This window comes from Pseudomonas citronellolis, assembly GCF_900112375.1.
In the GTDB taxonomy this organism is placed as follows: domain Bacteria; phylum Pseudomonadota; class Gammaproteobacteria; order Pseudomonadales; family Pseudomonadaceae; genus Pseudomonas; species Pseudomonas citronellolis.
In genome coordinates this window covers 126,348-149,321 of the sequence record NZ_FOLS01000004.1, presented here as the reverse complement: position 1 = coordinate 149,321, position 22,974 = coordinate 126,348, and the positions used below count along the sequence as shown (strand labels likewise).

Annotated in this window: 21 protein-coding genes, 1 tRNA gene and 2 pseudogenes; 7 read left to right on the top strand and 17 right to left on the bottom strand. The window is 66.9% G+C overall.

Going from position 1 to position 22,974, the window contains the following annotated elements; all coding sequences use genetic code 11:
* Window positions 1–8: 8 nt before the first annotated feature.
* From msuE to BM060_RS05730, 3 genes and pseudogenes are all read right to left on the bottom strand, one after another.
* The gene (gene msuE / locus BM060_RS05740; protein ID WP_069862595.1) at window positions 9–569 is read right to left on the bottom strand and encodes an FMN reductase; all 561 of its coding nucleotides are present in this window, start codon (window positions 567–569) and stop codon (window positions 9–11) included.
* Between the two features lie 280 nt (window positions 570–849).
* Window positions 850–1,032, bottom strand: a pseudogene (locus BM060_RS05735) (helix-turn-helix domain-containing protein); the annotation flags it as partial.
* Between the two features lie 151 nt (window positions 1,033–1,183).
* Window positions 1,184–2,227 carry an LLM class flavin-dependent oxidoreductase gene (locus tag BM060_RS05730; protein WP_074978084.1) on the bottom strand — a complete coding sequence of 348 codons (1,044 nt, stop codon included), beginning with the start codon at window positions 2,225–2,227 and terminating at the stop codon, window positions 1,184–1,186.
* On the opposite strand from BM060_RS05730, the pseudogene BM060_RS33655 reads away from it, so the two are divergent.
* Together BM060_RS33655 and BM060_RS33650 are read left to right on the top strand one after the other, a co-directional pair.
* Window positions 2,202–3,518 (top strand): annotated as a pseudogene (locus BM060_RS33655) (cache domain-containing protein); the annotation flags it as partial. The gene BM060_RS05730 and the pseudogene BM060_RS33655 sit on opposite strands and share 26 nt — an antisense overlap.
* Before the next feature lie 129 nt (window positions 3,519–3,647).
* A complete protein-coding gene (locus BM060_RS33650; RefSeq protein ID WP_370686638.1) occupies window positions 3,648–4,376 on the top strand; it encodes a methyl-accepting chemotaxis protein in 729 nt (242 codons plus the stop codon).
* 538 nt (window positions 4,377–4,914) lie between these two features.
* Here the strand turns inward: BM060_RS33650 and BM060_RS05720 are convergent.
* Window positions 4,915–5,400, bottom strand: a complete 486-nt coding sequence (locus BM060_RS05720; RefSeq protein ID WP_074978078.1) for a flavin reductase family protein — start codon at window positions 5,398–5,400, stop codon at window positions 4,915–4,917.
* Between the two features lie 565 nt (window positions 5,401–5,965).
* Between BM060_RS05720 and BM060_RS05715 the strand changes: the two genes are divergently transcribed.
* Window positions 5,966–7,372, top strand: coding sequence for a purine-cytosine permease family protein (locus BM060_RS05715; RefSeq protein WP_074978075.1), 1,407 nt, complete (start codon window positions 5,966–5,968; stop codon window positions 7,370–7,372).
* Window positions 7,373–7,941: 569 nt separating this feature from the next.
* On the opposite strand, the gene BM060_RS05710 is transcribed toward BM060_RS05715, so the two are convergent.
* The 5 genes from BM060_RS05710 to ribBA all read right to left on the bottom strand — a co-directional run bounded on the left by BM060_RS05710 (window position 7,942) and on the right by ribBA (window position 13,354).
* Entirely contained in the window at window positions 7,942–9,081 is a 1,140-nt protein-coding gene (locus BM060_RS05710; protein WP_074978072.1) for an ABC transporter ATP-binding protein, read from the bottom strand.
* Between the two features lie 17 nt (window positions 9,082–9,098).
* Window positions 9,099–9,908, bottom strand: coding sequence for an ABC transporter permease (locus BM060_RS05705; RefSeq protein WP_043316323.1), 810 nt, complete (start codon window positions 9,906–9,908; stop codon window positions 9,099–9,101).
* A 6-nt stretch (window positions 9,909–9,914) separates the two neighbouring features.
* The gene (locus BM060_RS05700) at window positions 9,915–10,862 is read right to left on the bottom strand and encodes an ABC transporter permease (RefSeq protein WP_116424685.1); all 948 of its coding nucleotides are present in this window, start codon (window positions 10,860–10,862) and stop codon (window positions 9,915–9,917) included.
* Complete coding sequence (locus tag BM060_RS05695) at window positions 10,847–11,872, bottom strand: ABC transporter substrate-binding protein (RefSeq protein ID WP_074978288.1); 1,026 nt, start codon at window positions 11,870–11,872, stop codon at window positions 10,847–10,849. Before BM060_RS05695 ends, BM060_RS05700 begins: the two co-directional genes overlap by 16 nt.
* A 351-nt stretch (window positions 11,873–12,223) precedes the next feature.
* Complete coding sequence (ribBA, locus tag BM060_RS05690) at window positions 12,224–13,354, bottom strand: bifunctional 3,4-dihydroxy-2-butanone-4-phosphate synthase/GTP cyclohydrolase II (RefSeq protein ID WP_074978070.1); 1,131 nt, start codon at window positions 13,352–13,354, stop codon at window positions 12,224–12,226.
* Between the two features lie 77 nt (window positions 13,355–13,431).
* Here ribBA and BM060_RS05685 point away from each other — a divergent pair, with 77 nt between their 5' ends.
* A complete protein-coding gene (locus BM060_RS05685; protein WP_074978067.1) occupies window positions 13,432–13,725 on the top strand; it encodes a DUF1330 domain-containing protein in 294 nt (97 codons plus the stop codon).
* Between the two features lie 225 nt (window positions 13,726–13,950).
* On the opposite strand, the gene BM060_RS05680 is transcribed toward BM060_RS05685, so the two are convergent.
* The 7 genes from BM060_RS05680 to BM060_RS05650 all read right to left on the bottom strand — a co-directional run bounded on the left by BM060_RS05680 (window position 13,951) and on the right by BM060_RS05650 (window position 19,318).
* Window positions 13,951–14,514 (bottom strand): NUDIX hydrolase, encoded by a 564-nt coding sequence (locus tag BM060_RS05680; protein WP_074978065.1) that lies wholly within the window; start codon window positions 14,512–14,514, stop codon window positions 13,951–13,953.
* A 4-nt stretch (window positions 14,515–14,518) separates the two neighbouring features.
* Window positions 14,519–15,271, bottom strand: coding sequence for a GntR family transcriptional regulator (locus tag BM060_RS05675; RefSeq protein ID WP_043269684.1), 753 nt, complete (start codon window positions 15,269–15,271; stop codon window positions 14,519–14,521).
* 41 nt (window positions 15,272–15,312) lie between these two features.
* On the bottom strand, window positions 15,313–15,702 hold the full coding sequence (locus BM060_RS05670) for a carboxymuconolactone decarboxylase family protein (RefSeq protein WP_009615030.1): 390 nt from the start codon (window positions 15,700–15,702) through the stop codon (window positions 15,313–15,315).
* 191 nt (window positions 15,703–15,893) lie between these two features.
* Window positions 15,894–16,379, bottom strand: coding sequence for a flavin reductase family protein (locus tag BM060_RS05665; protein ID WP_058072613.1), 486 nt, complete (start codon window positions 16,377–16,379; stop codon window positions 15,894–15,896).
* Window positions 16,380–16,389: 10 nt separating this feature from the next.
* A complete protein-coding gene (locus BM060_RS05660) occupies window positions 16,390–17,871 on the bottom strand; it encodes an aldehyde dehydrogenase (RefSeq protein ID WP_064581662.1) in 1,482 nt (493 codons plus the stop codon).
* The gene (locus BM060_RS05655) at window positions 17,868–18,701 is read right to left on the bottom strand and encodes an alpha/beta fold hydrolase (RefSeq protein ID WP_009615033.1); all 834 of its coding nucleotides are present in this window, start codon (window positions 18,699–18,701) and stop codon (window positions 17,868–17,870) included. The genes BM060_RS05660 and BM060_RS05655 overlap by 4 nt, the downstream gene beginning before the upstream one ends.
* 26 nt (window positions 18,702–18,727) lie before the next feature.
* Window positions 18,728–19,318, bottom strand: a complete 591-nt coding sequence (locus BM060_RS05650; RefSeq protein ID WP_043316353.1) for an amino acid synthesis family protein — start codon at window positions 19,316–19,318, stop codon at window positions 18,728–18,730.
* A 275-nt stretch (window positions 19,319–19,593) separates the two neighbouring features.
* Here BM060_RS05650 and BM060_RS05645 point away from each other — a divergent pair, with 275 nt between their 5' ends.
* Together BM060_RS05645 and BM060_RS05640 are read left to right on the top strand one after the other, a co-directional pair.
* Window positions 19,594–20,079 (top strand): hypothetical protein, encoded by a 486-nt coding sequence (locus BM060_RS05645; RefSeq protein WP_009615035.1) that lies wholly within the window; start codon window positions 19,594–19,596, stop codon window positions 20,077–20,079.
* Between the two features lie 123 nt (window positions 20,080–20,202).
* Complete coding sequence (locus BM060_RS05640) at window positions 20,203–20,718, top strand: hypothetical protein (protein WP_074978062.1); 516 nt, start codon at window positions 20,203–20,205, stop codon at window positions 20,716–20,718.
* 60 nt (window positions 20,719–20,778) lie between these two features.
* On the opposite strand, the gene BM060_RS05635 is transcribed toward BM060_RS05640, so the two are convergent.
* Window positions 20,779–20,855, bottom strand: a tRNA-Arg gene (locus BM060_RS05635).
* 609 nt (window positions 20,856–21,464) lie between these two features.
* Here BM060_RS05635 and gabD point away from each other — a divergent pair.
* Window positions 21,465–22,916 (top strand): NADP-dependent succinate-semialdehyde dehydrogenase, encoded by a 1,452-nt coding sequence (gabD, locus tag BM060_RS05625; RefSeq protein WP_009615037.1) that lies wholly within the window; start codon window positions 21,465–21,467, stop codon window positions 22,914–22,916.
* The last annotated feature ends 58 nt before the right edge of the window (window positions 22,917–22,974 follow it).

The window sequence follows — 22,974 nt, the reverse complement described above, 5'->3', positions numbered from 1 at the left end:
GCGGCTCCTCAGGCGATGCGGCGCAGCGCGCGGTGGTCGCCGAACAGCGGCAGGGCGCGCTCCACGGCCAGGCGGATGCGCGCCTGGAGCAGTTCGCAGCTGATGCGGTAGTCCTTGAAGTCGGCCTCGCTGGCGTACACGCCCAGGGGCAGGGTCAGGGACTGGAAGAAGCTGAACAGCGGGCGCAGCTGGTGGTCGATGACCAGCGCGTGGCGCTGGCTGCCACCGGTGGCGGCGAGCAGCACCGGAGTGCCGATCAGGGCGTCCTGGCCGATCAGGTCGAACAGGTGCTTGAGCTGCCCGGGGTAGGAACCGCGGTACACCGGCGAGGCCACCAGCAGCAGGTCGGCGCCCTCGATGGCGCGTAGCTGCGCCTCCACTGCCTCCGGCAGCTCGGCGCGGCTCAGGGCGCCGCCCACCGGGCGGGCGATGTCGGCCAACTCGATGAGCTGGACCTCGGCGTCCAGGTGGCGGCCGATCTCGGCGAGGATGGCCTCGGTCAGGACCAGGGTGCGCGAGGGGCGATAGGCGCCGCCGGATACGGCGACCACTTTCAAGGGGGCAGTCATGTTCGGTTTCCTGTGCTGTTGCCCTGCCGGCAGGGCGGGTTCAGGTCGGGTTTCGCAAGACCTGTGCCAGGACTCAAGCCATTGATTGGTATGGGTATTCATCAAGTGTTGCTGGGCGAACTGTTGGCTGGCGGCTAGTTGCTGCTGGGCAACTGTTGGCAACGCAACAGTGGAGCGGCCGTCGATTCCTGCGCAGTTATAGAGGAATCGAGGTTGAGGTAAAAAAGAATAAATTCAGATTTTATTATTCTTTAATTGAATATACGGGCCGCAAGCCGCGTCAGGCGGCGCCCTGGCCGCGGAACTCGCTGGGCGACAACTGCGTGTGCTTGCGGAAGAAGCGGCTGAAGTAGCCGACGTCGGAGAAGCCCTGGTCGTGGGCGATGGCCTTGATGCTCTGGCGCGAGTGGGCCAGCTCGCGCTTGGCCTCCAGCACCAGGCGCGCGTTGATCACCGCCATGGGGCGGCGCTGGCCGCCCTGGCGGTGTGCGCCCAGGGCCGCCGCGCGGAGCGGGCGAAGGTGGCGGGCGCCGGTTCCTGGTGAACCGGGCTTGAATGCGCAACGCCGGTCAGTTTCCTGACCGGCGTTGTCGTTGCGAAGCCTGGGCGGGCACTCAGCGGAACGCCGGCACCACGTGCTTGATGAACAGTTCCAGGGACTTCTTCTTCTGCTCGTAGGGCAGGCTGTTGTCGGCCCAGAAGCTGAACTCGTCGACGCCCAGCTCCTGGTAGTGGCGGATGCGCGCGATGATTTCCTCGGGGGTGCCGATCATGGTGTTCTTGCGGATGTTCTCCAGCTCGAACTCCGGGCGCTCCTTGAACTTCTCCTCGGGGCTGGGCGGCAGCAGGCCGTTGACCGGGGTCTGCTTGTTGCCGAACCAGGCGTCGAAGGTGCGGTAGAAGCGCGAGATGGCCTCGGCGCCGACCTTCCAGCCTTCCGGGTCGTCGGCGCTGTGCACGTGGGTGTGGCGCAGCACCATCAGTTGTGGGCGCGGCACGCCGGGGTTGTTGGCCAGGGCCGCCTCGAACTTGTTCTTCAGGTCGACCACTTCCTCGTCGCCCTTCATCAGCGGGGTGACCATCACGTTGCAGCCGTTGGCCACGGCGAAGTTGTGCGAGTCCGGGTCGCGCGCGGCGATCCACATCGGCGGGGTGGGCTTCTGGATCGGCCGCGGCGAGGAGGTGGCGGTGGGGAACTTCCAGATCTCGCCGTCGTGGGCGACGTCGCCCTGCCACAGCGCGCGCACCACCGGGACCATCTCGCGCAGGTACTTGCCGCCCTCGGTGGCCGGCATGCCGTTGGCCATGCGGTCGAATTCGTATTGGTAGGCGCCGCGGGCCAGGCCCACTTCCATGCGGCCGTTGCTGATCACGTCGAGCAGGGCGCATTCGCCGGCCACGCGGATGGGGTGCCAGAAGGGCGCGATGATGGTGCCGGCGCCCAGGCGGATGGTTTCGGTGCGGGCGGCCAGGTAGGCCAGCAGCGGCATGGGGCTGGGCGAGATGGTGTATTCCATGGCGTGGTGCTCGCCGATCCACACGGTGCTGAAGCCGCCTGCCTCGGCCATCAGCGTCAGTTCGGTGAGTTCCTCGAACAGCTGGCGGTGGCTGGTTTGCTCGTCGTAGCGCTCCATGTGCACGAACAGGGAAAATTTCATATCGCTTACCTCGAACCTTTTTTGTATCCGGCGCTGGGCGGGCCGGCGGATGGGATGCGCCTGCGCGCACCGCTGCTTCGGGGAATGGGCGCGATCATGGCGATTGGCCACAAACGTGCTGGGTGTCCGTGGTTTATTGGTATACCATAATACGGAATATCTGCAAGGCGTTTCTGCCCGGCGCCACCCCAAGGAGTTAAGGATGAATCTCAAACAGAAACTGATCCTGGCCTTCGCCGCCATCGCCAGCCTGCCGGTGCTGCTGGTCGCCGTGCTGGTGATCTTCAACCTGCGCGGCGAAGCGCGGGAAGGCTTCATCGACAGCAGCAGCCGGGAGATCCGCCAGGTGGAGAACGCCATGCAGCTGTTCTTCGACGGCATCGCCCAGAACGTCGAGTACCTGGCCGCGCACCCGCAGCTGCAGGCCATCGACGGCAGCCTCAAGCAGTACGTCGGCGCCGACGCCGCGCAGCACCCGGCCGGTGAGCTGGACCGCCAGGTGTTCGACCTGTTCGCCGGCCTGGCCCACAGCCACCCGGACTATGCGTACGTGTCCCTGGGCACCCGCGACGGCGGCTACGCCTTCTGGCCGGGCGACGACAAGCTGGCCAGCTACGACCCGCGCAGCCGCCCCTGGTACCAGTCGGCCATGGCCCAGCCGGGCCGCACCCTGCGCACCCACGCCTACTACTGGGCGGCGGACAAGGTGGTGCTGGTCAGCAGCGTGCGCACCTTCGCCAACCGCCTCGGTGAGCAGGGCGGGGTGGTCAACATCGACGTTTCGCTCAAGCGCCTGACCGACATCGTCAAGGGCATCCGCCTGGGCGACAGCGGCTACCTGATGCTGATGGAAGGCGACGGCACCGTGCTGGTCGACCCGCACCAGCCGGAGCACAACTTCAAGAAGCTCGGCGAGCTGGGCGCCGGCTATGCCAGCCTGGCCAGCGCCGACAAGGGCCTGGTGGAGGTGGAGATCGACGGCGAGCGCTACCTGGCCAACGTCTGGCCGTCGGAGGGCCTGGGCTGGCGCTTCGTCGGCCTGATCAAGGAAAGCGAGGTGATGGCCGGGGCGACGCGCCTGACCTGGCTGGTCGGCCTGATTGCCGCGGTGATAGCGCTGGGCTTCGCCGGCGTGGGCGCCGTATTCGCCGGCCTGGTGGTGCGCCCGGTGCGCGCGGTGGCCGATGGCCTGGAAGGCATCGCCCAGGGCGACGGCGACCTGACCGGGCGCCTGGCGGTGCGCGGCCGCGACGAGACGGCGCAGCTGGCCGGCTGGTTCAACCAGTTCCTCGAGGCCATCCGCCGCCTGGTGCAGCACATCGGCCAGGCCGCCTCCGGCATCCACCAGAGCGCCGGCAGCGCCAGCGGCACCTCCCAGGCCCTGGCCGAGGCCGCGGCGCGCCAGCGCGAGGCGGTGGACATGGTGTCCACGGCGTTCAACGAGATGGTCATGACCGCCAACGAGGTGGCGCGCTCCTGTAGCCAGGCGGCGACTTCCGCCGACAGCGGCCAGCGCCAGGCCCACGACGGCCAGCAGCAGATCGACGAAGCGGTGGACAGCGTCGGCCGCCTGAGCGAGGAAATCGCCGGCTCGGCCAGCGCCATGCGCCAGTTGGAGCAGGACAGCAACGACATCCAGTCGATCCTCGGCACCATCCGCTCCATCGCCGAGCAGACCAACCTGCTGGCGCTCAACGCCGCCATCGAAGCGGCCCGCGCCGGCGACCAGGGCCGCGGCTTCGCCGTGGTGGCCGACGAGGTCCGCGCGCTGGCACGGCGCACCGCCGAATCCACCGGCGAGATCGACGCGCTGCTGGGCAACCTGGCCCGCCGCACCCACGACACCGGCCGGCAGATGCAATCCAGCCTGGAGGCCTCGCAGCGCACCGTCGGCTCCATCCGCGAGGCCCGCGCCTGCTTCGGCGCCATCCGCGAGTCGGTGGACGTGATCCGCGACATGAACGCGCAGATCGCCACGGCGGCGGAAGAACAGCACCAGGTGGCGGAGGAGATCAACCGGCACATCGCCCAGATCCACCGCGACGCCCAGGAAGTAGCGGGGCTGGCGGAGGCCACGCGGGGGGATGCGCAGACGTTGAATGGGCTGTCGGAGGAGTTGAATCGGTTGGTGTCGCGGTTCAGGACCTGATCGAGGTGGTGGGGCTGTTCGTGCCACCGGGCTGTTCGTGCCACCGGGGTGTCCGGTGTGGCCGGTGAGTCCAATCGCGGACAAAGTCCGCTCCTACGCCCGAGCTCCCCTGTAACCGTAGGAGCGGACTCTGTCCGCGATTTGGATTTCCAGAGAAATAGCCGAGCGCACCGGAACGCCCCTTCAGAAGGCCGAGCGAAACCGGCGCTCAGGAGGTCATGCGGCATGGATGCCGCGAGAGCCCCGATAGGCTGCAGGAACGTAGGCGAGGGAGTTGTTTGACAAAAGGGGGCTCGCCCGAGGGGGCGAAACAAGAAACATCAATAAACTCGGTGCGGCGCGCTACGCCAAGCCCCCAAGCCCCTGGGTTTCCGCGTTCGCGGGAATGACGAATTGGAAGGATGGCGCCTGACCGACACGCCGCTCAGGACAGCCCCCTCTCCCGCTTGCGGGAGAGGGTTGGGGAGAGGGCGCTCTTGAACCCAGCACCTACGCCCCGGGAAACACCGTTCGCGAGCAAGCTCGCTGGCAATCGGCGTCACGCCAAAGCCGGCAACGCCCCCATCTTCCCACGGCAATAAACCATCGGCTGCACCCGCTGCTCCGGCACCACCAGGTTCTTCACCGCGCCGACCATGATCGCGTGATCCCCACCCTCATACTCACGCCACAGCTCGCACTCGATCACCGCAGTCGCGCCCTCCAACAGCGGATTGCCCAGCTCGCTCAGCTGCCAGTCGATGCCCAGGGCCTTGTCCTTGCCCTTCTTGGCAAAGCTGTAGGCCTCGCGCTGCTGCTCGGCGGAGAGCAGGTGGATGGCGAACTGCTTGCGGCGGATCAGCACCGGGTAGGAGTCGGAGGTGTAGTTGGGGCAGAACAGCACCAGCGCCGGGTCCATCGACAGCGAGCTGAAGGCGCTGGCGGTCAGGCCCACCAGCTGGCCGTCCTCGTCCAGGGTGGTGATCACGGTCACGCCGGAGGGGAAGGAGCCCATGACTTGCTTGTAGAGGTTGGCGTTGATCATTGCGGTTACCTGCTGCCACGGGGGCTGGCGGTGGAGGAATTATTTTCGTCTGATGGTATACCGTATTATTGAAAGTTCAAGCCCCTGGATGACCGCCAGTCGGTTGCCGACGAACGTCGCGCTCGTGGCTGGAATCCGCATGTGGACTGGGCTCTAAGGCTTCGGCGGGGTGCCGGGAGGGATGCCAGGATAGACCATGGTCGGAGCCGTTGGCGGGGGAGGGGCTTGCCGGAATCTTGGAATACCATAATATGGTGTTCGCCTAAGCATGCCTGCCAGCCCTTTCCGGGGCTTGCTGCCGAAGGCAAATTTCATACGTGGCTTTCGTACAAAGAAGACAAGAAGATGCTGTCCATGATGTTCCCCCGCCGCGCCCCCGACCGGGCCTGGCTCGATGATTCCCCGAGGTTGCACCCGCCCCTGGACCACCGGTCCTGCGCCAGGCCGTCCGCGGCCTGATTCCTGCAACCCCGATTCCCGACTGTCCGCGCCCGCAGTGGATCGACGTCGGCCGCCCGGCCGGCCGATCCGCGCTCGCGCCCGGCCATCCGCAGCGAGCCAGAAGATGTCCCATACCGAGTCCACCCCGCTCATCGAGAACCACACCGTCGACTACGTGCCCCCGGCCGAGCGCCATGGCCGTGCGCGCGACCTGTTCACCCTGTGGTTCAGCACCAATATCGCGCCGCTGCCGGTGGTGACCGGCGCCATGGTGGTCCAGGTCTACCACCTGGACCTGCTCTGGGGGCTGGTGGCGATCTTCCTCGGGCACATGCTCGGCGGCGTCGGCATCGCCCTGGCCTCGGCCCAGGGGCCGCAGCTGGGCATTCCGCAGATGGTGCAGAGCCGCGGCCAGTTCGGCCGCTACGGCGCGCTGCTGATCGTATTCTTCACCGCGCTGATCTACCTGGGCTTCTTCATCTCCAACATCGTCCTGGCCGGCGAATCCATCCACAGCATCGCCCCGGCCGTGCCGCTGCCGGCGGGCATCCTGCTCGGCGCCCTGGGCGCCACCGCCATCGGCGTGATCGGCTACCGCTTCATCCACACCCTCAACCGCATCGGCACCTGGGTGATGGGCGGCGCGCTGCTGGTGGGCTTCGTGTGGATTTTCTGCCAGCAACTGCCGGCGGACTTCTTCAGCCGTGGCGGCTTCAACCTCTCCGGCTTCGTCGCCACCCTGTGCCTGGGCATCATCTGGCAGGTCAGCTTCTCGCCCTACACCTCGGACTACTCGCGCTACCTGCCGGCCAGCGTCGGCATCGCCAAGCCGTTCTTCGCCACCTTCTTCGGCGCGGTGCTGGGCACCAGCCTGTCGTTCAGCTTCGGCGCGGTGGCGGTGCTGGCCACGCCCGAAGGCACCGAGGCCATGGCCGCGGTGAAGCAGGCCACCGGCGTGTTCGGCCCGGCGCTGATGGTGCTGTTCCTGCTCAACATCATCAGCCACAACGCGCTGAACCTGTACGGCGCGGTGCTTTCCATCGTCACCTCGATCCAGACCTTCGCCGCCGCCTGGACACCCAGCGTGCGCCTGCGCGTGGCGTTGTCCTCGGTGGTGCTGGCCGGTAGCTGCCTGGTGGCGCTGAGCGCTTCGGCGAACTTCATCTCGCAGTTCATCGGGCTGATCCTCACCCTGCTGCTGGTCCTGGTGCCCTGGGCCTGCATCAACCTGATCGACTTCTACCTGGTCAAGCGCGGGCGCTACGACATCGCCTCGATCTTCCGCGCCGACGGCGGCATCTACGGGCGCTTCAACCCGCACGCGATCATCGCCTACGCCATCGGCATCCTGGTGCAGCTGCCGTTCGCCAACACCGCGCTCTACGTCGGGCCCTACGCCAATTACCTGGAAGGCGCCGACCTGTCCTGGCTGGCCGGCCTGCTGGTGACCTGCCCGCTGTACTACTGCCTGGCCACCCGCGGCCAGGCCCGCGAAAGCCTGCAGCAGGGTCGTCTGGGCCTGGCCGACTGATTCCTCGTTCCACTCTCCGCCCCGCCTTGAGAGCAGCTCTGGCGGGGCTTTTTTTGCCTGTGGGAAAGGGCGTGGGATTGGCGGGCAGGCATGGACGGGAGACTTGGCGTCAACCTGTAACTGCGCCGAGGTGCCCTTCGTAGGAGCGAGCTTGCTCGCGAACAAACGCCGTGCCATGCGGTTCGCCTGTAGGAGCGGGCCCTGCCCGCGATTCGCGCGCAGGGCGCGCTCCTACATGGGAATGGCGGGGGTGGGGCAGCGTAGGAGCGGATCTTATCCGCGAGGCGCGCCGGTGGTTTCGGCTATCGCGGACAAGGTCCGCTCCTACGGGGGAGGAATGCAGTGCCTCCCGGCAATCTGTAGGAGCGGGCCCTGCCCGCGATTTTGCGCGTAGGGAATGGTGTGGGTGGGGGGCGTAGGAGCAGATCTTATCCGCGAAGCGCGCCGGAGGTTCCGGCTATCGCGGACGGAGTCCGCTCCTACGGGGAAATGTGGCGCGGGTGGGGGGCGCAGGCAAAAAAAAGCCCCCGGCCGCCACAACGGCCGGGGGCGCAAGGGACTTCAAAGGGTCAGTGCGCGCCCTTTACCAGGTCGCTTTCGTTCCACTGGTTGTAGACGCAGGCGTCGGCCGCGGCCCAGCGCACGCGCACCGGGCTGCCGGGGTGCAGCGGCTGGCCGCCGGAGAGGGCCTTGAGGGTCAGCTGGGTGCCGCCCACGGTGGTCACGCTGCAGGTCTGGCTCTCGCCGAGGAACACCACTTCCTGCACGGTCGCGCCGAGTTCGTTCCAGCCGGCCTGCAGGGGCTGCGCGGCGGCCTGTTCGGCGTTCAGGGCCAGGGCCTTTTCCGGGCGGACCATCAGTACCAGGTCCTGGCCTTCGCGCAGGCCGCCGGTGGGGCGGATGGCCAGGCTGGCGCTCTCGAAGCGCGCCGCGGCGTTGCCCTGGGCCTGCACGCGGAGAAAGTTGGAGTTGCCGAGGAAGGAGGCGACGAAGGTGTTCGGCGGGTTCTGGTAGAGGTCGTAGCCGCTGCCCAGGCCGACGATCTTGCCGTGGCTGAAGATGGCGATGCGCTGGGACAGGCGCATGGCCTCTTCCTGGTCGTGGGTGACGTAGACGATGGTGATGCCCAGGCGGCGGTGCAGGTGGCGCAGTTCGTCCTGCAGGTCTTCGCGCAGTTTCTTGTCCAGCGCGCCCAGGGGTTCGTCCATCAGCAGGATGCGCGGCTCGTAGACCAGCGCGCGGGCGATGGCCACGCGCTGCTGCTGGCCGCCGGAGAGCTGCGCCGGGCGGCGCTGGGCGAATGTCTCCAGCTGCACCAGCTTGAGCATGGCGTCGACGCGGCGCTCGCGGGCGTCGCCCTTCTGCTTGCGGATGTCCAGCGGGAAGCCGATGTTGTCACGCACCGACAGGTGCGGGAACAGCGAATAGCGCTGGAACACCATGCCGATGTCGCGCTTGTGCGGCGGCACGTTCACCAGCGACTTGCCTTCCACCAGGATCTCGCCGCTGCTGGGCGTCTCGAAGCCGGCCAGCATCGACAGCGTGGTGCTCTTGCCCGAGCCGCTGGAGCCGAGGAAGGTGAGGAATTCCCCGTCGCGGATGTCGAGGTTGATGTTGTCCACGGCGGTGAAGTCGCCGTAGTGCTTGTTCAGGTTGCGCAGGCTGACCAGGGTCCCGACCTGCGCGGTTTCTTGAATGACGGCACTCATTGTCTGACTCCTCGCGCTCAGGCGCTGACTTCATTGCGCCGGCGCAGCAGCGCGGCGGCGAGCATCACCAGGACCGACAGGCCGATCAGCAGCGTCGAGGCGACGGCGATCACCGGGGTCAGGTCCTGGCGCAGGGTGGTCCACATCTTCACCGGCAGGGTCTGCAGGGTCGGGCTGGCCATCATCACGCTGAGCACCACCTCGTCCCAGGACACCAGGAAGGCGAACAGGCCGCCGGCGACCATGCCCGGGCGGATGGCCGGGAAGGTCACCTTGAACACCGCCTGCAGGCGCGAGGCGCCGCAGATCACCGCGGCGTCCTCGGTGGACTGGTCGAACAGCTTCAGCGAGTTGATGATCGAGATGATGGTGAAGGGCAGGGCGACTATCACGTGGCTGACCACGAAGGCGAACAGCGTGCCGGTGTAGCCCAGCTTGAGGAACAGCGCGTACACCGCCACGGCGATGATCACCAGCGGCACGATCATCGGCAGGGTGAACAGGCCGTAGAGCAGCTCGCGGCCGGGGAATTTGCCGCGCACCAGGGCGAAGGCGGTGGGCAGGCCCAGGGCCACCGCGCAGATGGTGGTCAGCACCGCGACCTTGAGGCTGGCCAGGGCCGCGTCCATCCACTCGGGGTTGGCGAAGAACTGGACATACCACTTCAGCGTCCAGCCCGGCGGCGGGAACACCAGCCACTGCGAGGAGCCGAACGACAGCAGCACGATGAACACGATCGGCAGCAGCAGGAAGGCGGCGATCAGGCCGGTGGTGAGGTACAGCCCGCCGCGCAGGCGCGGGCCCATGGCATTGGGGGAGAGCAGCATGGCGGCTTACCTCGCGTTACTGGCGCCGACCGGGGATTCCGGCTGCACTTTCAGGTAGACGTAGAACAGCACCAGGGTGATCAGGATCAGCAACGCCGCGGCGGCGCTGGCCAGGCCCCAGTTGAGGAAGGACTGCACCTGCTGGACGATGAATTCCGGCAGCATCATGTTCTGTGCGCCGCCCAGTAGCGCCGGGGTCACGTAGTAGCCCAGGGACATGACGAACACCATCAGCCCGCCGGAGAACAGCCCCGGCCGGCACAGCGGCAGGAACACCTTGAAGAAGTTGCTCCAGGGGCTGGCGCCGCAGATCGAGCCGGCCTGCAGCACCATGGGGTCGATGGCCGCCATGGTCGCCTGCAGCGGCAGGACGATGAACGGGATCATGATGTAGCTCATGCCGATCACCACGCCGGTGAGGTTGTGCACCAGTTCCAGCGGCTGGTCGATGATGCCCAGGGCCATCAGCACCTTGTTGATCACCCCCGAGGCCTGCAGCAGCACCAGCCAGGAGTAGGTGCGGGCGAGCAGGCTGGTCCACATCGACAGCAGCACGATGTTCAGCAGCCAGCGGCCCCAGCCGCGTGGCACCAGGGTGATCGCCCAGGCCAGGGGGAAGCCCAGCAGCAGGCTGATCAGGGTGACCAGCGCGCCGACCGCGAAGGTGTTGAACAGCACCCGGGTGTAGGCCGAGTTGGCGAACAGCTGGGCGTAGTTGTCCAGGCCCGGGGTGGGCTCGAGCACGCCGCGCAGCAGCAGCCCCACCAGCGGGGCGAGGAAGAACAGGCCGAGGAACAGCAGAGCCGGCAGCAGCTTGGCCGAACCGCGCCAGGGCGACACGCCTTGCGGCTTCATCGGCGACCTCGTTTGCACCGCGTCGGCGGCGCGCGCGGCGCCGTCGACGGGAGTGGAGCGGCCGTGGGGAACGGCCGTCATTTTCACTTGACCAGCCATTCGTTCCACCGTGCCGCGATGGCCGGGCCGTTCTTGGCCCAGTACGCGTAGTCGAGGGTGATCTGATCCTTAGCGTAGGCGGTCGGCAGGTTGGGGGCGAGGTCGCCCTTGAGCTGGCCGACGCTGTCGAGGTTCACCGGGGCGTAGGCGGTGAGGTTGGCGAAGTCGGCCTGGCCCTTGGCGCTGGAGGCCTCGGCGAGGAACTTCATGGCCGCGTCCTTGTTCTTCGAGCCCTTGGGCACGACGAGGAAGTCGGCCATGACCAGGTTCTGCTTCCAGCTCACGCCCACCGGCGCGCCGTCCTGTTGCAGGGCGTAGATGCGGCCGTTCCAGAACTGCCCCATGGTCGCCTCGCCGGAGGCCAGCAGTTGCTGGGACTGGGCGCCGCCGCCCCACCAGACGATGTCCTTCTTGATGCTGTCGAGCTTCTTGAAGGCGCGGTCCAGGTCCAGCGGGTAGAGCTTGTCGGCGGGCACGCCGTCGGCCAGCAGGGCCAGTTCCAGCACGCCGGGGCTCGGCCATTTGTACAGGGCGCGCTTGCCCGGGTAGGTCTTGGTGTCGAACAGCGCGCTCCAGTCCTGCGGGGCGTTGCCGCCGACCTTGCCCTGGTTGTAGCCGAGCACGAAGGAGAAGTAGAAGGAGCCGACGCCGTGGTCGGAGACGAAGCGCGGGTCGATGCGGTCGCGCTTGACCACGTTGAAGTCCAGCGGCTCCAGCAGGCCTTCGGCGGCGGCGCGCAGGGCGAAGTCCGCCTCCACGTCCACCACGTCCCACTGCACGTTGCCGCTTTCGACCATAGCCTTGAGCTTGCCGTAGTCGGTGGGGCCGTCCTGCACCACGCGGACGCCGCTGGCCTGGCTGAAGGGCTCGGCCCAGGCCTGCTTCTGGGCGTCCTGGGTGGTGCCGCCCCAGCTGACGAAGCTGATCGCGTCGGCGGCGCTGGCGGCGGTGCCGGCCAGGCCCAGGATGGCGGCGAGAGTCGCCGCGACTGCACGTTTCTTGAACACCATGTACATGCCCTCGTTGTTGTGTTTGTGCGCGGGCAGGCGGTCTGTGCCTGCCCATCAGGAGCAGTGGCCATCTGGGCCTGTCAGGGTCGGCCTTGTCCGGAGCGTTGTTCAGGCTGTCCCGTGTTCGGGGGCGCCGAGACAATCGTCGGCCTACGGAATGTCATATTATGGTATTCCAAACTTTCTGCAAGTCTCCTCCCCGTTCCAGGCCCCGTGGATTGCCGCTTGGCGCCGTCCCTGGCGGCTTTTCGGCTGCCGCCAGATGACGGCAATCGACTGATTTTTCTAGCCTTTATCCACATGTCCGGGCGCCGGCAAGCTGGCCGGCGGCCAGTATCGGCCGACCGGTGGTCAGGCCTCGGTTGCCGGCTTCCAGTCGTCGAAGGGCAGGCTTTCCACCACTTCCAGGCCATAGCCGGTGAGGCCGGCGTATTTCAGCGGCGGGCCGAGGTGGCGCAGCTGGCCCACGCCCAGGTCCTGGAGGATCTGCGCGCCGGCGCCGATCTCCGAATAGATGCGCGACTGCGAGCGGGTGAACGGCCGGCTCGGCTGGGTGAGTTGCGGCACGCGCTCCAGCAGCGCCTGGGACGACTCGTGGTTGGCCAGCACCACCACCACGCCGCGGCCTTCCTCGGCCACCCGTTGCAGGGCTGCCCACAGCGTCCAGTTGGGCGGCCCGGCGTACTCGGCGCCGACCAGGTCGCGCAGCGGGTCGATCACGTGCACGCGCACCAGGGTCGGCTCGGCGGGGTCGACCTCGCCCATCACCATGGCCATGTGCACGCCGCCCTCGATGCGGTCCTCGAAGGTCACCAGGCGGAAGCTGCCGTGCACCGTGGGCAGCTCGCGCTCGCCAATGCGCCGCACTGTGTGCTCGGTGCTCAGTCGGTAGTGGATGAGGTCGGCGATGGTGCCGATCTTGATCCCGTGCTGCGCGGCGAAGGCTTCCAGCTCGGAGCGGCGGGCCATGCTGCCGTCGTCGTTCATCACCTCGACTATCACCGCCGCCGGCGTCAGCCCGGCCAGGCGCGCCAGGTCGCAGCCGGCCTCGGTGTGCCCGGCGCGGGTGAGCACGCCGCCCTCGCGGGCGCGCAGCGGGAAGATGTGCCCGGGTTGGACGATGTCCTCGGCGCTGGCGCCCGGCGCCACGGCGGCCTGCACGGTGCGCGCGCGGTCGGCGGCGGAGATGCCGGTGGTCACCCCGGTGGCCGCCTCGATGGAGACGGTGAAGGCGGTGGAGTAGGGGCTGCCGTTGTTCGGCACCATCTGTTCCAGCCCCAGGCGCTGGCAGTGTTCCTCGGTGAGGGTCAGGCAGATCAGCCCGCGCGCCTCGCGGGCCATGAAGTTGATGGCGTCAGGCGTGCAGAACTCGGCGGCCAGCAGCAGGTCGCCCTCGTTCTCGCGGTCCTCGTCGTCCACCAGCAGCACCATGCGGCCCTGGCGGAAGTCCTCGATGATTTCTTCGGTGGTATTGAACGGCATGACCGGCTCCGGGGTGTGGCAGTCAGAAAATTCTGGTATACCATCATACACAAAATATCCATCGCCAAGAGGTTGCCATGAAGGCCTACTGGATCGCCCACGTGGACGTCACAGACCCCGAGCAGTACAGCCAATACACCCGCCGCGCGCCAGCGGCCTTCGCCCTGTACGGCGGCCGCATCCTCGCCCGCGGCGGCCGCTCCGAAGCCCTGGAAGGCCGCCTGACGCCGCAGCGCAGCGTGGTGATCGAGTTCGATTCCTATGAGCAGGCGGTGGCGTGCTATCGGTCGAAGGAGTACCAGGAGGCCTGGGCGCAGCGGCAGGGGGCGGCGAGGGCGGAGGTGATCATTGTCGAGGGCGTCGAGCCCTGAGGCTGCAGTGCTTTTCGTAGGAGCGAGGGGGACGCCTAGTTCTTGCTCGCGAACCGGCATTCCCCGGCAGCACTGGTGTTTGGGGTGAACCTCGTCCCCTCTCCCCAGCCCTCTCCCTTCAGGGAGAGGGTTAGGGAGAGGGAGCGGAGTCAACCAAAAACACCGTAGTCACCGGGTGGCACCGTTCGCGAGCAAGCTCGCTCCTACGAAAAGCAGAAAGCGCAATCAGCGAATGAAATGAATCTTCCCGCTATCGTCATTCCCCATATAGATCCCATACACCCCCGCCTGCCGCTCCTCGATATAGCGCTCGAGAATCTGCCGGATCGCCGGGTAGTAGATCTGCTCCCAGGGAATGTCCTCGGGCGCGAAGAAGCGCCGGTCCAGGGTCTCCGGCCCGTAGGCGTCGGCGATCTCCAGGGCCTGGGCGCGGAAGATGATGTAGACCTCGCTGATCTTCGGCACGCTGAAGATGGAGTAGGGCGAGAGGATTTCGGCGCGCACGCCGCTCTCTTCCCAGACCTCGCGCAGGGCTGCCTGCTCGGTGGTTTCGCCGCTTTCCATGAAGCCGGCCGGCAGCGTCCAGGTGCCGGGGCGCGGCGGGATGGCGCGCTGGCACAGCAGGTAGAGGCCGTCGCGCTCGATGATGCAGCCGGCGATGACCTTGGGGTTCTCGTAGTGGATGTAGCCGCAGGCGCCGCACAACAGCCGCTCGTGGGTGTCTCCCGGCGGCTGGCGGCGTTGCATCCGGTCGCCGCCGCACTGCGGGCAGAAGCGCGGGGCGGGCATGGCGTCAGCGGCCTATGCGCGGTTCTTTGAGGACGATGGGAGTGGCGATCTCGCGGACCTTGCCACCCTCTTCCTGCTTGGACTTCAGGTAGTCCAGCGCCACCTTGGCCGCCGCGCGCACGTGGTCCACCGAGGCCTGGTGCGCGGCCGCCGGGTCGCCGCTCTTGATCGCCGCGACCATCTTCTCCATCTCCTGGTTGCTCGCCCCGCGGCGGTTGGCCTGGGACACCGAGGTGGCGCGCAGGTAGCTGATGCGCGCCTGCAACTGGCGCAGCTGGGTGGCGGCGATGCGGTTGCCCGAGCCTTCCAGCAGCACGTCGTAGAAGCCCTGCACCGAATCCAGCACCTGCTGCAGGTCGCCTTCCTCCAGGGCCTTGCGGTTCTCCTCGAGGGCGCGTTCCAGGGCGCGGATGTCCTTGGCCTTGGCGTTGAGGGTGAACAGCTGGACGATCATCCCTTCGAGCACGCAGCGCAGCTCGTAGATGTCGCAGGCGTCTTCCAGGGTGATGATGGCCACCCGCGGGCCCTTGGCGTCGGCGAACTCCACCAGCCCCTCGGACTCCAGGTGGCGCAGGGCCTCGCGCACCGAGGTGCGGCTGACGCCCAGGCGGTCGCAGAGGTCGCGCTCGACCAGGCGGTCGCCGGGCAGCAGTTGGAAGTTGAGGATGGCGCCGCGCAGCTTGTCCAGCACAATCTCGCGCAGGGTCACGGGGTTGCGGTTGACCTTGAAGCTATCGTCGAGGGGCAAGCGTTTCATGTGGTCCGCTCTGGTAATGGCTGTCCGTAGGGTGAAGCGGCCTAGCCCTGGGTCTCGGCATCGGCCTCGGCGAAGGCCTCGCGGGCCAGGCGGAAGCTGTCGACCGCCGCCGGGATGCCGCAATAGATGCCGACCTGGAGCAGGATTTCGCGGATCTGCTCGCGGCTGAGCCCGTTGCGCAGGGCGCCGCGGATGTGCAGCTTCAGTTCGTGCGGCCGGTTGAGGGCCGAAATCATCGCCAAGTTTATCATGCTGCGTTCTTTCAGCGACAAACCCTCGCGGCCCCAGACGTGGCCCCAGCAGTACTCGGTGACCAGCTCCTGCAGCGGCTTGCCGAAGTCGTCGGCCGCGGCCAGCGACTTGTTCACGTAGGCCTCGCCCAGCACCTGGGTACGGATCGCCAGGCCCTTGTCGTACTTCTCGTTGCTCATCGCATGCTCCTGCTTTCATGTAGGAGCAACTGTCTGCCGGCTGCTCCGAGGTGCTTCTCGTAGGATGGGTTGAGCTTGCGAAACCCATGCGGCCGTGGTGATGGGTATCGCTTCGCTCAACGCCATCCTACGTCAGTGTTTCTCCTGTACCTGTAGGAGCGAGCAGGCTCGCCCCCACGAGGACGGGACGATCAGGCCAGCTGCGGCAGGGCGCCGAGCTTGCCGCGGTGGTAGACCATGGGCGTCACCGCCTTTTCAGGCAGGATCAGGTTCTTCACCGCGCCGACGATGATCGCGTGGTCGCCGCCGTCGTACTCGCGCCACAGCTCGCACTCGATGATCGCCGTGGCCTTGGCCAGCAGCGGGTTGCCCAGCTCGCTCAGGTGCCAGTCGATGCCCTTGGCCTTGTCCTTGCCTTTACCGGCGAAGGCGTAGGCCTCGGCCTGCTGGTCGGCGCACAGCAAGTGGATGGCGAACTGCTTGCTGTCGCGCAGGATCGGGTAGGTGTCCGAGGCGTAGTTGGGGCAGAACAGCACCAGCGCCGGCTCGATGGACAGTGCGCTGAAGGCGCTGGCGGTGATGCCGACGATGCCGCCCTCGGCGTCCAGGGTGGTGACCACGGTCACCCCCGAGGGGAAGGAGCCCATGACTTCCTTGTAGATTCCGGGTTCGATCATGGTCTGTTCCTCAACGCATCACGAAGGGGTCGGGCATGGGCGCCTGCGAGAGGTTGATCCACACCGTCTTAAGTTCGGTGTAGGCCAGCACCGAGTCGATGCCGCTCTCGCGGCCGTAGCCGCTCTGGTGGAAGCCGCCGATCGGCGCCATGGCCGAGACCGCGCGGTAGGTGTTGACCCAGATGATCCCCGAGCGCACGTCGCGCGCCAGGCGGTGGGCGCGGCCCAGGTCGCGGGTCCAGATGCCGGCGGCCAGGCCGTACTGCGAGTCGTTGGCCAGGGCCAGCGCCTCGGCCTCGTCGTCGAAGGGGATGACCGAGGCCACCGGGCCGAACACTTCCTCCTGCATGATGCGCATGGAGTGGCTGTCGCAGGCGAACAGCGTCGGCTCGTAGTACCAGCCTTCGCCCTGGCCCTCGGGGCGCTTGCCGCCCATCAGCAGGCGCGCGCCCTCGGCCTTGGCCGCGGCCACCAGGCCTTCGACCACCGCCAGTTGCTGCGCGGTGGCCATGGGGCCCATCTCGCTGGCGTCTTCCTGCGGGTTGCCGATGCGGATGCGCTGGGCGCGTGCGATCAGGCGGGCGACGAATTCGTCGTAGATTTCGCGCTGCACCAGCAGGCGCGAGCCGGCCACGCAGCTCTGCCCGGTGGCGGCGTAGATGCCGGCCACCACGCCGTTGATGGCGCTGTCCAGGTCGGCGTCGGCGAAGATGATGTTCGGCGACTTGCCGCCCAGCTCCAGGGACAGCTTGGCGAAGTTCTCCGCGCTGCTGCGCACCACGTGGCGGGCGGTGGCGGCGCCGCCGGTGAAGGCGATCTTGCGCACCAGCGGGTGGCGCGTCAGGGCCGCGCCGGTGCTCGGGCCGAAGCCGGTGACCACGTTGACTACGCCGGCCGGGAAGCCGGCTTCCAGGGCCAGGCGGGCCAGCTCGAGGATGGTCGCCGAGGCGTGTTCCGAGGGCTTGAGCACGATGGTGTTGCCGGCGGCCAGGGCTGGGGCCAGCTTGATCGCGGTGAGGTACAGCGGGCTGTTCCAGGGGATGATCCCGGCCACCACGCCCAGCGGCTCGTGCACGGTGTAGGCGAACATGTCCGGCTTGTCGATCGGCAGGGTGCCGCCTTCGAGCTTGTCGGCCAGGCCCGCGGTGTAGTGGAAGAACTCCGGCAGGTAGCCGACCTGGCCGCGGGTCTCGCGGATCAGCTTGCCGTTGTCGCGGCTTTCCAGCTGGGCCAGGTGCTCCCTGTTCTCGGCGATCAGGTCGCCCAGGCGGCGCAGCAGCTTGCCGCGGGCGGTGGCGCTGAGCTTGCGCCAGGCCGGATCGTCGAAGGCCTTCTGCGCGGCCTGCACGGCGCGCTCGACGTCTTCCTCGGCGGCATCGGGCAGCAGCGCCCAGGGCTGCGCGCTGGACGGGTCGAGGCTTTCGAAGGTCTTGCCGGAAAGCGCATCGAGCCATTGGCCGTCGATGCACATCTGGAAGCGGGCGAGTGTCATGCGACTATCCCCTTGGTCTGGTTCGGCAGGCTCAGGGCCTGGTGCAGGAAGTCCAGCAGCACCTGGTTGACCAGGCGCGGCGACTCCACCGGCATCATGTGGCGCTGTTCATCGAGTATGGCCACCTGCGCGCCGGGAATGCGCGCGGCCAACTGCCGGGCCATCTCCGGGGTCGAGCCGGGGTCCAGCTCGCCGGTGGCGACCAGAGTCGGCGCCTGGATGCTGCCCAGGTCGTCGGCGCGGTACATGTCCTGGGTGGCGAACAATTCGTAGGTGGTCAGGTAGCCCTGCGGGTCGTTGCTCGCCAGGGTCTGGCGGATGGCCGCGATCTGCGCCGGGTTGGCGGCCTGGTACTCGCGGCTGAACCAGCGCGACAGGGCCGCCTCGGCGTTGGCGTCGGGACCGTGTTCGGCGGCCTGGCGGGTGCGCTCGATGACGCCGGCGCGCTGTTCGGCGCTGCGGTTGAACACACTGTTGAGGATCACCAGCCCCTGCAGCCGCTGCGGATGGTGCAGGGCGAAGGCGCGCGCCACCAGGCCGCCCATGGAGAAGCCGATGACCGTGGCCTGCGGGATCTGCAGGTGGTCGAGCAACTCGCGCAGCTGCGCGGCGTAGCCGACCAGCCCGGTGCCCGCTTCGGGGCGCGGGCTGGCGCCGTGGCCGAGCATGTCGTAGGCGATGACCCGGTAGTGCGGGGCCAGGCCGACGATCTGCCCGCCCCACATTTCCTTGTTCAGGCCCACGCCGTGGATCAGTACCACGGGCTGGCCCTGGCCGGTCGCCAGGTAACTGGTGCCGGCCGGTGTGTGTTCAGCGGTGAGCCGAATCATGGAACGCTCCTGCACTGGCCGCGGGATCACTGGGCCTGCTCGGCGGCCAGCTCTTCCAGGTCGATGTAGCGGTTGCCGATGCGCGGGTGCAGGCGGCCGCCGTCGGCGGCGCCCAGGACCACGATGATCTCGTCGGCGCGCGGCGCGTCCTCGATCTGCATCTCCAGGGTGATGTAGTGCGAACGCAGGCCCTCGTCGTCCTTGTGCATCATCGGGACCTGGATCGAGGTGCCCGGGCCGCCGCGCTTGTTGGTGAAGCTCAGGTAGCTCTTGGCGTCCACCGCCTTGCGGTAGTGGTTGCCGAAGCGCAGGGTGTGGATCACCGCCGAGGCATGCTCGATCTCGCCATCGGCACCGACCACGGCTGCCTTGCCATAGGCCTCGATCTTGTCGGCGCCACCGATCAGCGCGGTCAGGCGCTCGACCATCAGCGCGCCCAGCTCGGAGCAGTTGGCCTTGATCTCCGGCTTGAGGTCCTCGACGAAGCCGCGGCCCGCCCAGGGGTTCTTGATCACCACGGCCAGCCCGGCCATGGACACCGGTTTCTCGGCAGCCTTGCCGCCCTCGATGAAGGTTTCCTCGACGTAGCTGACGATCTTGCGGATTTCGAAGCTCATGGGCACTCCTTGGGTGTCTCTGTGCGATTTGGTCTGATGGTATACCATAATATTGGAAGTGCAAGAGGCAGGGTGGCAAAGGCGCTGGGGTCTGGCGACGGATGGTTGAGGAGGGGCTTGTCGGAAGGCTCGGGGACTCAGCGGGAATGGGCTTTGGTTGCTTGGTGAGGAAGGGGTTGGTGTAGCCGGTTCAGGTCACGGTTGACCTGCCTCTGTCTTCCGTCATGGGCGGTCGGGAAAGTAGCATTACGCTATCAGGCACAAGGACCAAGGGAATGGCGAAGTCGACTTTTGCACGGGAACTGGAACGAGCACTCATCAAGGCGGTCATCGGCCTCGGGGCGGGCCTGCTGATCTGGTTCGTGGGGATGCAGGTGATCACCCACACCTTCTCCAACATGCAGGAGGAAATGCTGGTCAACACCCACGCAGCCCAGGAGCGAGCCAATGCGAAGCTTCGGGAGCTACAGGCTAGGCAAGAGGCCGAGCGTCAGCAACGGCAGGTCCGCCAGACGATGTCCGAAGAAGAAGCTCGCCGGCAGTCTGCGGTGGAGCAGCAGCGAGCGAACGAGGCATGGGCAGCCCAGATCGAACGGCAACGGGAGAAAGATGCTGCGTGGCAGGACTTCTACAAGGAGCCGCGGGGTTGCAGCAACTGGCAGACAGACCAACAGATGGTGGAATGCCAGAACCAGAAGCTTCGTGCCAAGCGCGAGTTCGAGCGTAAGTGGAAGGCTGGGGAGATTGCTGGCAAGGGCTAGGGGCCGGTGGCTCCGAGAGCCAAATGGGTGGTGGGCGCCCTGGTTGACAGCTGGGCGCTGCAGAAAGATGACGTGGAAGTTTTGGTGATGGCAAAATGCAGCCATCCATGACAAGGAGGTCGCATGCGCGCCATCGCTTTCACTGCACTCGCATTTCTCACTGCCACTGCCATCAGCGGATGTTCGACGCGGGTCGCCGACCTGACGGTAGCCAGTACCAAGAATTTCAACCTGCACTCATCCGCCATTTCCACCGGCAAGCGCGTCGAAGGTAGCGACAGTGTAGCTATCGTGCTTTTCCCGCTGGGCAATCCGAACCTGAAGACCGCTATTGACCGGGCAGTGGAGAAGGATCGTTGTGCCGTCGGCCTGTCCGACGTGGTGATCAATCAGGAGTTCTTCGCGTTCATCTTCGGGTATGCCGAGGTCAACGTGAAAGGCAACCTGATCATCGACAACGAACAGCCGGGATGCGGCGGCTACGCACAGGATTACCGCCAACAACCGCCCCAGAACTGGCAGGCTCCCGCCACCTCATACAGCAGCAGGGACCAGCAACTCCAGCAACTGCAGCAGCAACAGGGCAACCTGAGCTACGAGGAATACCAGCGACGCTATCGGCAGATCATGGGGCAGTGAGCCCGGCCGCGAGCGCGAAAACGAAAAAGGCCCAGGTTTTCACCTGAGCCTTTATGTAGATGGCGCATCCGGCGGGATTCGAACCCACGACCCCTGCCTTCGGAGGGCAGTACTCTATCCAGCTGAGCTACGGATGCGCATGGCCGCGGCTGGCGCGGCAGGCGGCAATCATACGCATCTGATCGGCTTGCGTCCATCGTTCGGGCGTGGCCCGGGTTAATTCGAAATCGGTCTGCCGCCCGTCGGCCGGGGCTGGCCTGGAGGCGCCGGGTGGCATGTACTTTCGTTGGTTTTTTCGAACGACCCCTTGCCCTTTGGGGGATGGGGCCCTAGGATGCGTTTGACATTTCAAACGCCCACCACAACAACAGGAGACAGGGGAATTGGCGTCACAGTACCCGGCCTCGTGCCAGTGGGATGACCGACTTCCGTACTGCCTGGCGAATGCGCGCGATGCCGTGCAGCAGCCGATTCCTGCAGTGGTGGCGTTTCCGCAGCGTATCCCGTCCATGGACCTCCCGGTTGATCCGACCGGCTACGGCTACCGCCGTGGTCCGTTTTCGCGCGCCCGTGCGCGACGATCGGTGACCGTGCGCTAGCGCCGGTGCCGTCCGCCAGGCGGGCGGCGCGGCGGGACGATGGAACGGGTGGGGCGAGCGCCCCTCCAATGCTTCCCGGACAACAAGAGCAGGCGGGGTAGTCGAGGTAGACCCGCTGCTTATGGCTTTCCTCGAAGGAGACTGGTCATGCAACTCAATGATGCCAAGCTGTTCCGCCAACAGGCCTACATCGACGGTTCCTGGGTGGACGCCGACAGCGGTCAGACCATCAAGGTCAACAACCCGGCCACCAACGAGATCATCGGCAGCGTGCCGAAGATGGGCGCCGCCGAAACCCGCCGCGCCATCGAGGCCGCCGACAAGGCCCTGCCGGCCTGGCGTGCGCTGACCGCCAAGGAGCGCGCCAACAAGCTGCGCCGCTGGTTCGAGCTGATGATCGAGAACCAGGATGACCTGGCCCGCCTGATGACCATCGAGCAGGGCAAGCCGCTGGCCGAGGCCAAGGGCGAGATCGCCTATGCCGCCTCCTTCCTCGAGTGGTTCGGCGAAGAAGCCAAGCGCATCTATGGCGACACCATCCCGGGCCACCAGCCGGACAAGCGCATCATCGTCATCAAGCAGCCGATCGGCGTTACCGCGGCCATCACTCCGTGGAACTTCCCTTCGGCGATGATCACCCGTAAAGCCGGCCCGGCCCTGGCCGCCGGCTGCACCATGGTCCTCAAGCCCGCTTCGCAGACTCCGTATTCCGCCCTGGCCCTGGCCGAGCTGGCCGAGCGCGCCGGCATTCCGAAAGGCGTGTTCAGCGTGGTCACCGGCAGCGCCGGCGAAGTCGGCGGCGAGCTGACCAGCAACCCGATCGTGCGCAAGCTGACCTTCACCGGCTCGACCGAAATCGGCCGCCAGCTGATGGCCGAATGCGCCAAGGACATCAAGAAGGTGTCCCTGGAGCTGGGCGGCAACGCCCCCTTCATCGTCTTCGATGACGCCGACCTGGACGCCGCCGTCGAAGGCGCGCTGATCTCCAAGTACCGCAACAACGGCCAGACCTGCGTCTGCGCCAACCGCCTGTACGTGCAGGACGGCGTGTACGACGCCTTCGTCGAGAAGCTGAAGGCCGCCGTGGCCAAGCTGAACATCGGCAACGGCCTGGAGAGCGGCGTGACCACCGGCCCGCTGATCGATTCCAAGGCCGTGGCCAAGGTCGAAGAACACATCGCCGACGCCGTGGGCAAGGGCGCCAAGGTCGTTGCCGGCGGCAAGCCGCACGCCCTGGGCGGCACCTTCTTCGAGCCGACCATCCTGGTCGACGTGCCGAAGAACGCGCTCGTTTCCAAGGACGAGACTTTCGGCCCGCTGGCCCCGGTGTTCCGCTTCAAGGATGAGGCCGACGTCATCGCCATGTCCAACGACACCGAGTTCGGCCTGGCCTCCTACTTCTACGCCCGTGACCTGGGCCGCGTGTTCCGCGTGGCCGAGGCCCTGGAGTACGGTATGGTGGGCATCAACACCGGCCTGATCTCCAACGAGGTCGCGCCGTTCGGCGGCATCAAGGCCTCCGGCCTGGGCCGCGAAGGTTCGAAGTACGGCATCGAGGACTACCTCGAGGTCAAGTACCTCTGCCTGGGCGGCATCTGATTTCCCGTGGGCGCGGGGGTGGCAGGCAAGAGCCGGCAGCCACCCCCGCGCCGGCGTT

Bases quoted from the DNA above. Each gene is read 5' to 3' on its own strand.
- msuE (WP_069862595.1), bottom strand. From the start codon at position 569: ATGACTGCCCCCTTGAAAGTGGTCGCCGTATCCGGCGGCGCCTATCGC.
- BM060_RS05730 (WP_074978084.1), bottom strand. From the start codon at position 2,227: ATGAAATTTTCCCTGTTCGTGCACATGGAGCGCTACGACGAGCAAACC.
- BM060_RS33650 (WP_370686638.1), top strand. From the start codon at position 3,648: ATGGTGTCCACGGCGTTCAACGAGATGGTCATGACCGCCAACGAGGTG.
- BM060_RS05720 (WP_074978078.1), bottom strand. From the start codon at position 5,400: ATGATCAACGCCAACCTCTACAAGCAAGTCATGGGCTCCTTCCCCTCC.
- BM060_RS05715 (WP_074978075.1), top strand. From the start codon at position 5,966: ATGTCCCATACCGAGTCCACCCCGCTCATCGAGAACCACACCGTCGAC.
- BM060_RS05710 (WP_074978072.1), bottom strand. From the start codon at position 9,081: ATGAGTGCCGTCATTCAAGAAACCGCGCAGGTCGGGACCCTGGTCAGC.
- BM060_RS05705 (WP_043316323.1), bottom strand. From the start codon at position 9,908: ATGCTGCTCTCCCCCAATGCCATGGGCCCGCGCCTGCGCGGCGGGCTG.
- BM060_RS05700 (WP_116424685.1), bottom strand. From the start codon at position 10,862: ATGGCTGGTCAAGTGAAAATGACGGCCGTTCCCCACGGCCGCTCCACT.
- BM060_RS05695 (WP_074978288.1), bottom strand. From the start codon at position 11,872: ATGGTGTTCAAGAAACGTGCAGTCGCGGCGACTCTCGCCGCCATCCTG.
- ribBA (WP_074978070.1), bottom strand. From the start codon at position 13,354: ATGCCGTTCAATACCACCGAAGAAATCATCGAGGACTTCCGCCAGGGC.
- BM060_RS05685 (WP_074978067.1), top strand. From the start codon at position 13,432: ATGAAGGCCTACTGGATCGCCCACGTGGACGTCACAGACCCCGAGCAG.
- BM060_RS05680 (WP_074978065.1), bottom strand. From the start codon at position 14,514: ATGCCCGCCCCGCGCTTCTGCCCGCAGTGCGGCGGCGACCGGATGCAA.
- BM060_RS05675 (WP_043269684.1), bottom strand. From the start codon at position 15,271: ATGAAACGCTTGCCCCTCGACGATAGCTTCAAGGTCAACCGCAACCCC.
- BM060_RS05670 (WP_009615030.1), bottom strand. From the start codon at position 15,702: ATGAGCAACGAGAAGTACGACAAGGGCCTGGCGATCCGTACCCAGGTG.
- BM060_RS05665 (WP_058072613.1), bottom strand. From the start codon at position 16,379: ATGATCGAACCCGGAATCTACAAGGAAGTCATGGGCTCCTTCCCCTCG.
- BM060_RS05660 (WP_064581662.1), bottom strand. From the start codon at position 17,871: ATGACACTCGCCCGCTTCCAGATGTGCATCGACGGCCAATGGCTCGAT.
- BM060_RS05655 (WP_009615033.1), bottom strand. From the start codon at position 18,701: ATGATTCGGCTCACCGCTGAACACACACCGGCCGGCACCAGTTACCTG.
- BM060_RS05650 (WP_043316353.1), bottom strand. From the start codon at position 19,318: ATGAGCTTCGAAATCCGCAAGATCGTCAGCTACGTCGAGGAAACCTTC.
- BM060_RS05645 (WP_009615035.1), top strand. From the start codon at position 19,594: ATGGCGAAGTCGACTTTTGCACGGGAACTGGAACGAGCACTCATCAAG.
- BM060_RS05640 (WP_074978062.1), top strand. From the start codon at position 20,203: ATGCGCGCCATCGCTTTCACTGCACTCGCATTTCTCACTGCCACTGCC.
- gabD (WP_009615037.1), top strand. From the start codon at position 21,465: ATGCAACTCAATGATGCCAAGCTGTTCCGCCAACAGGCCTACATCGAC.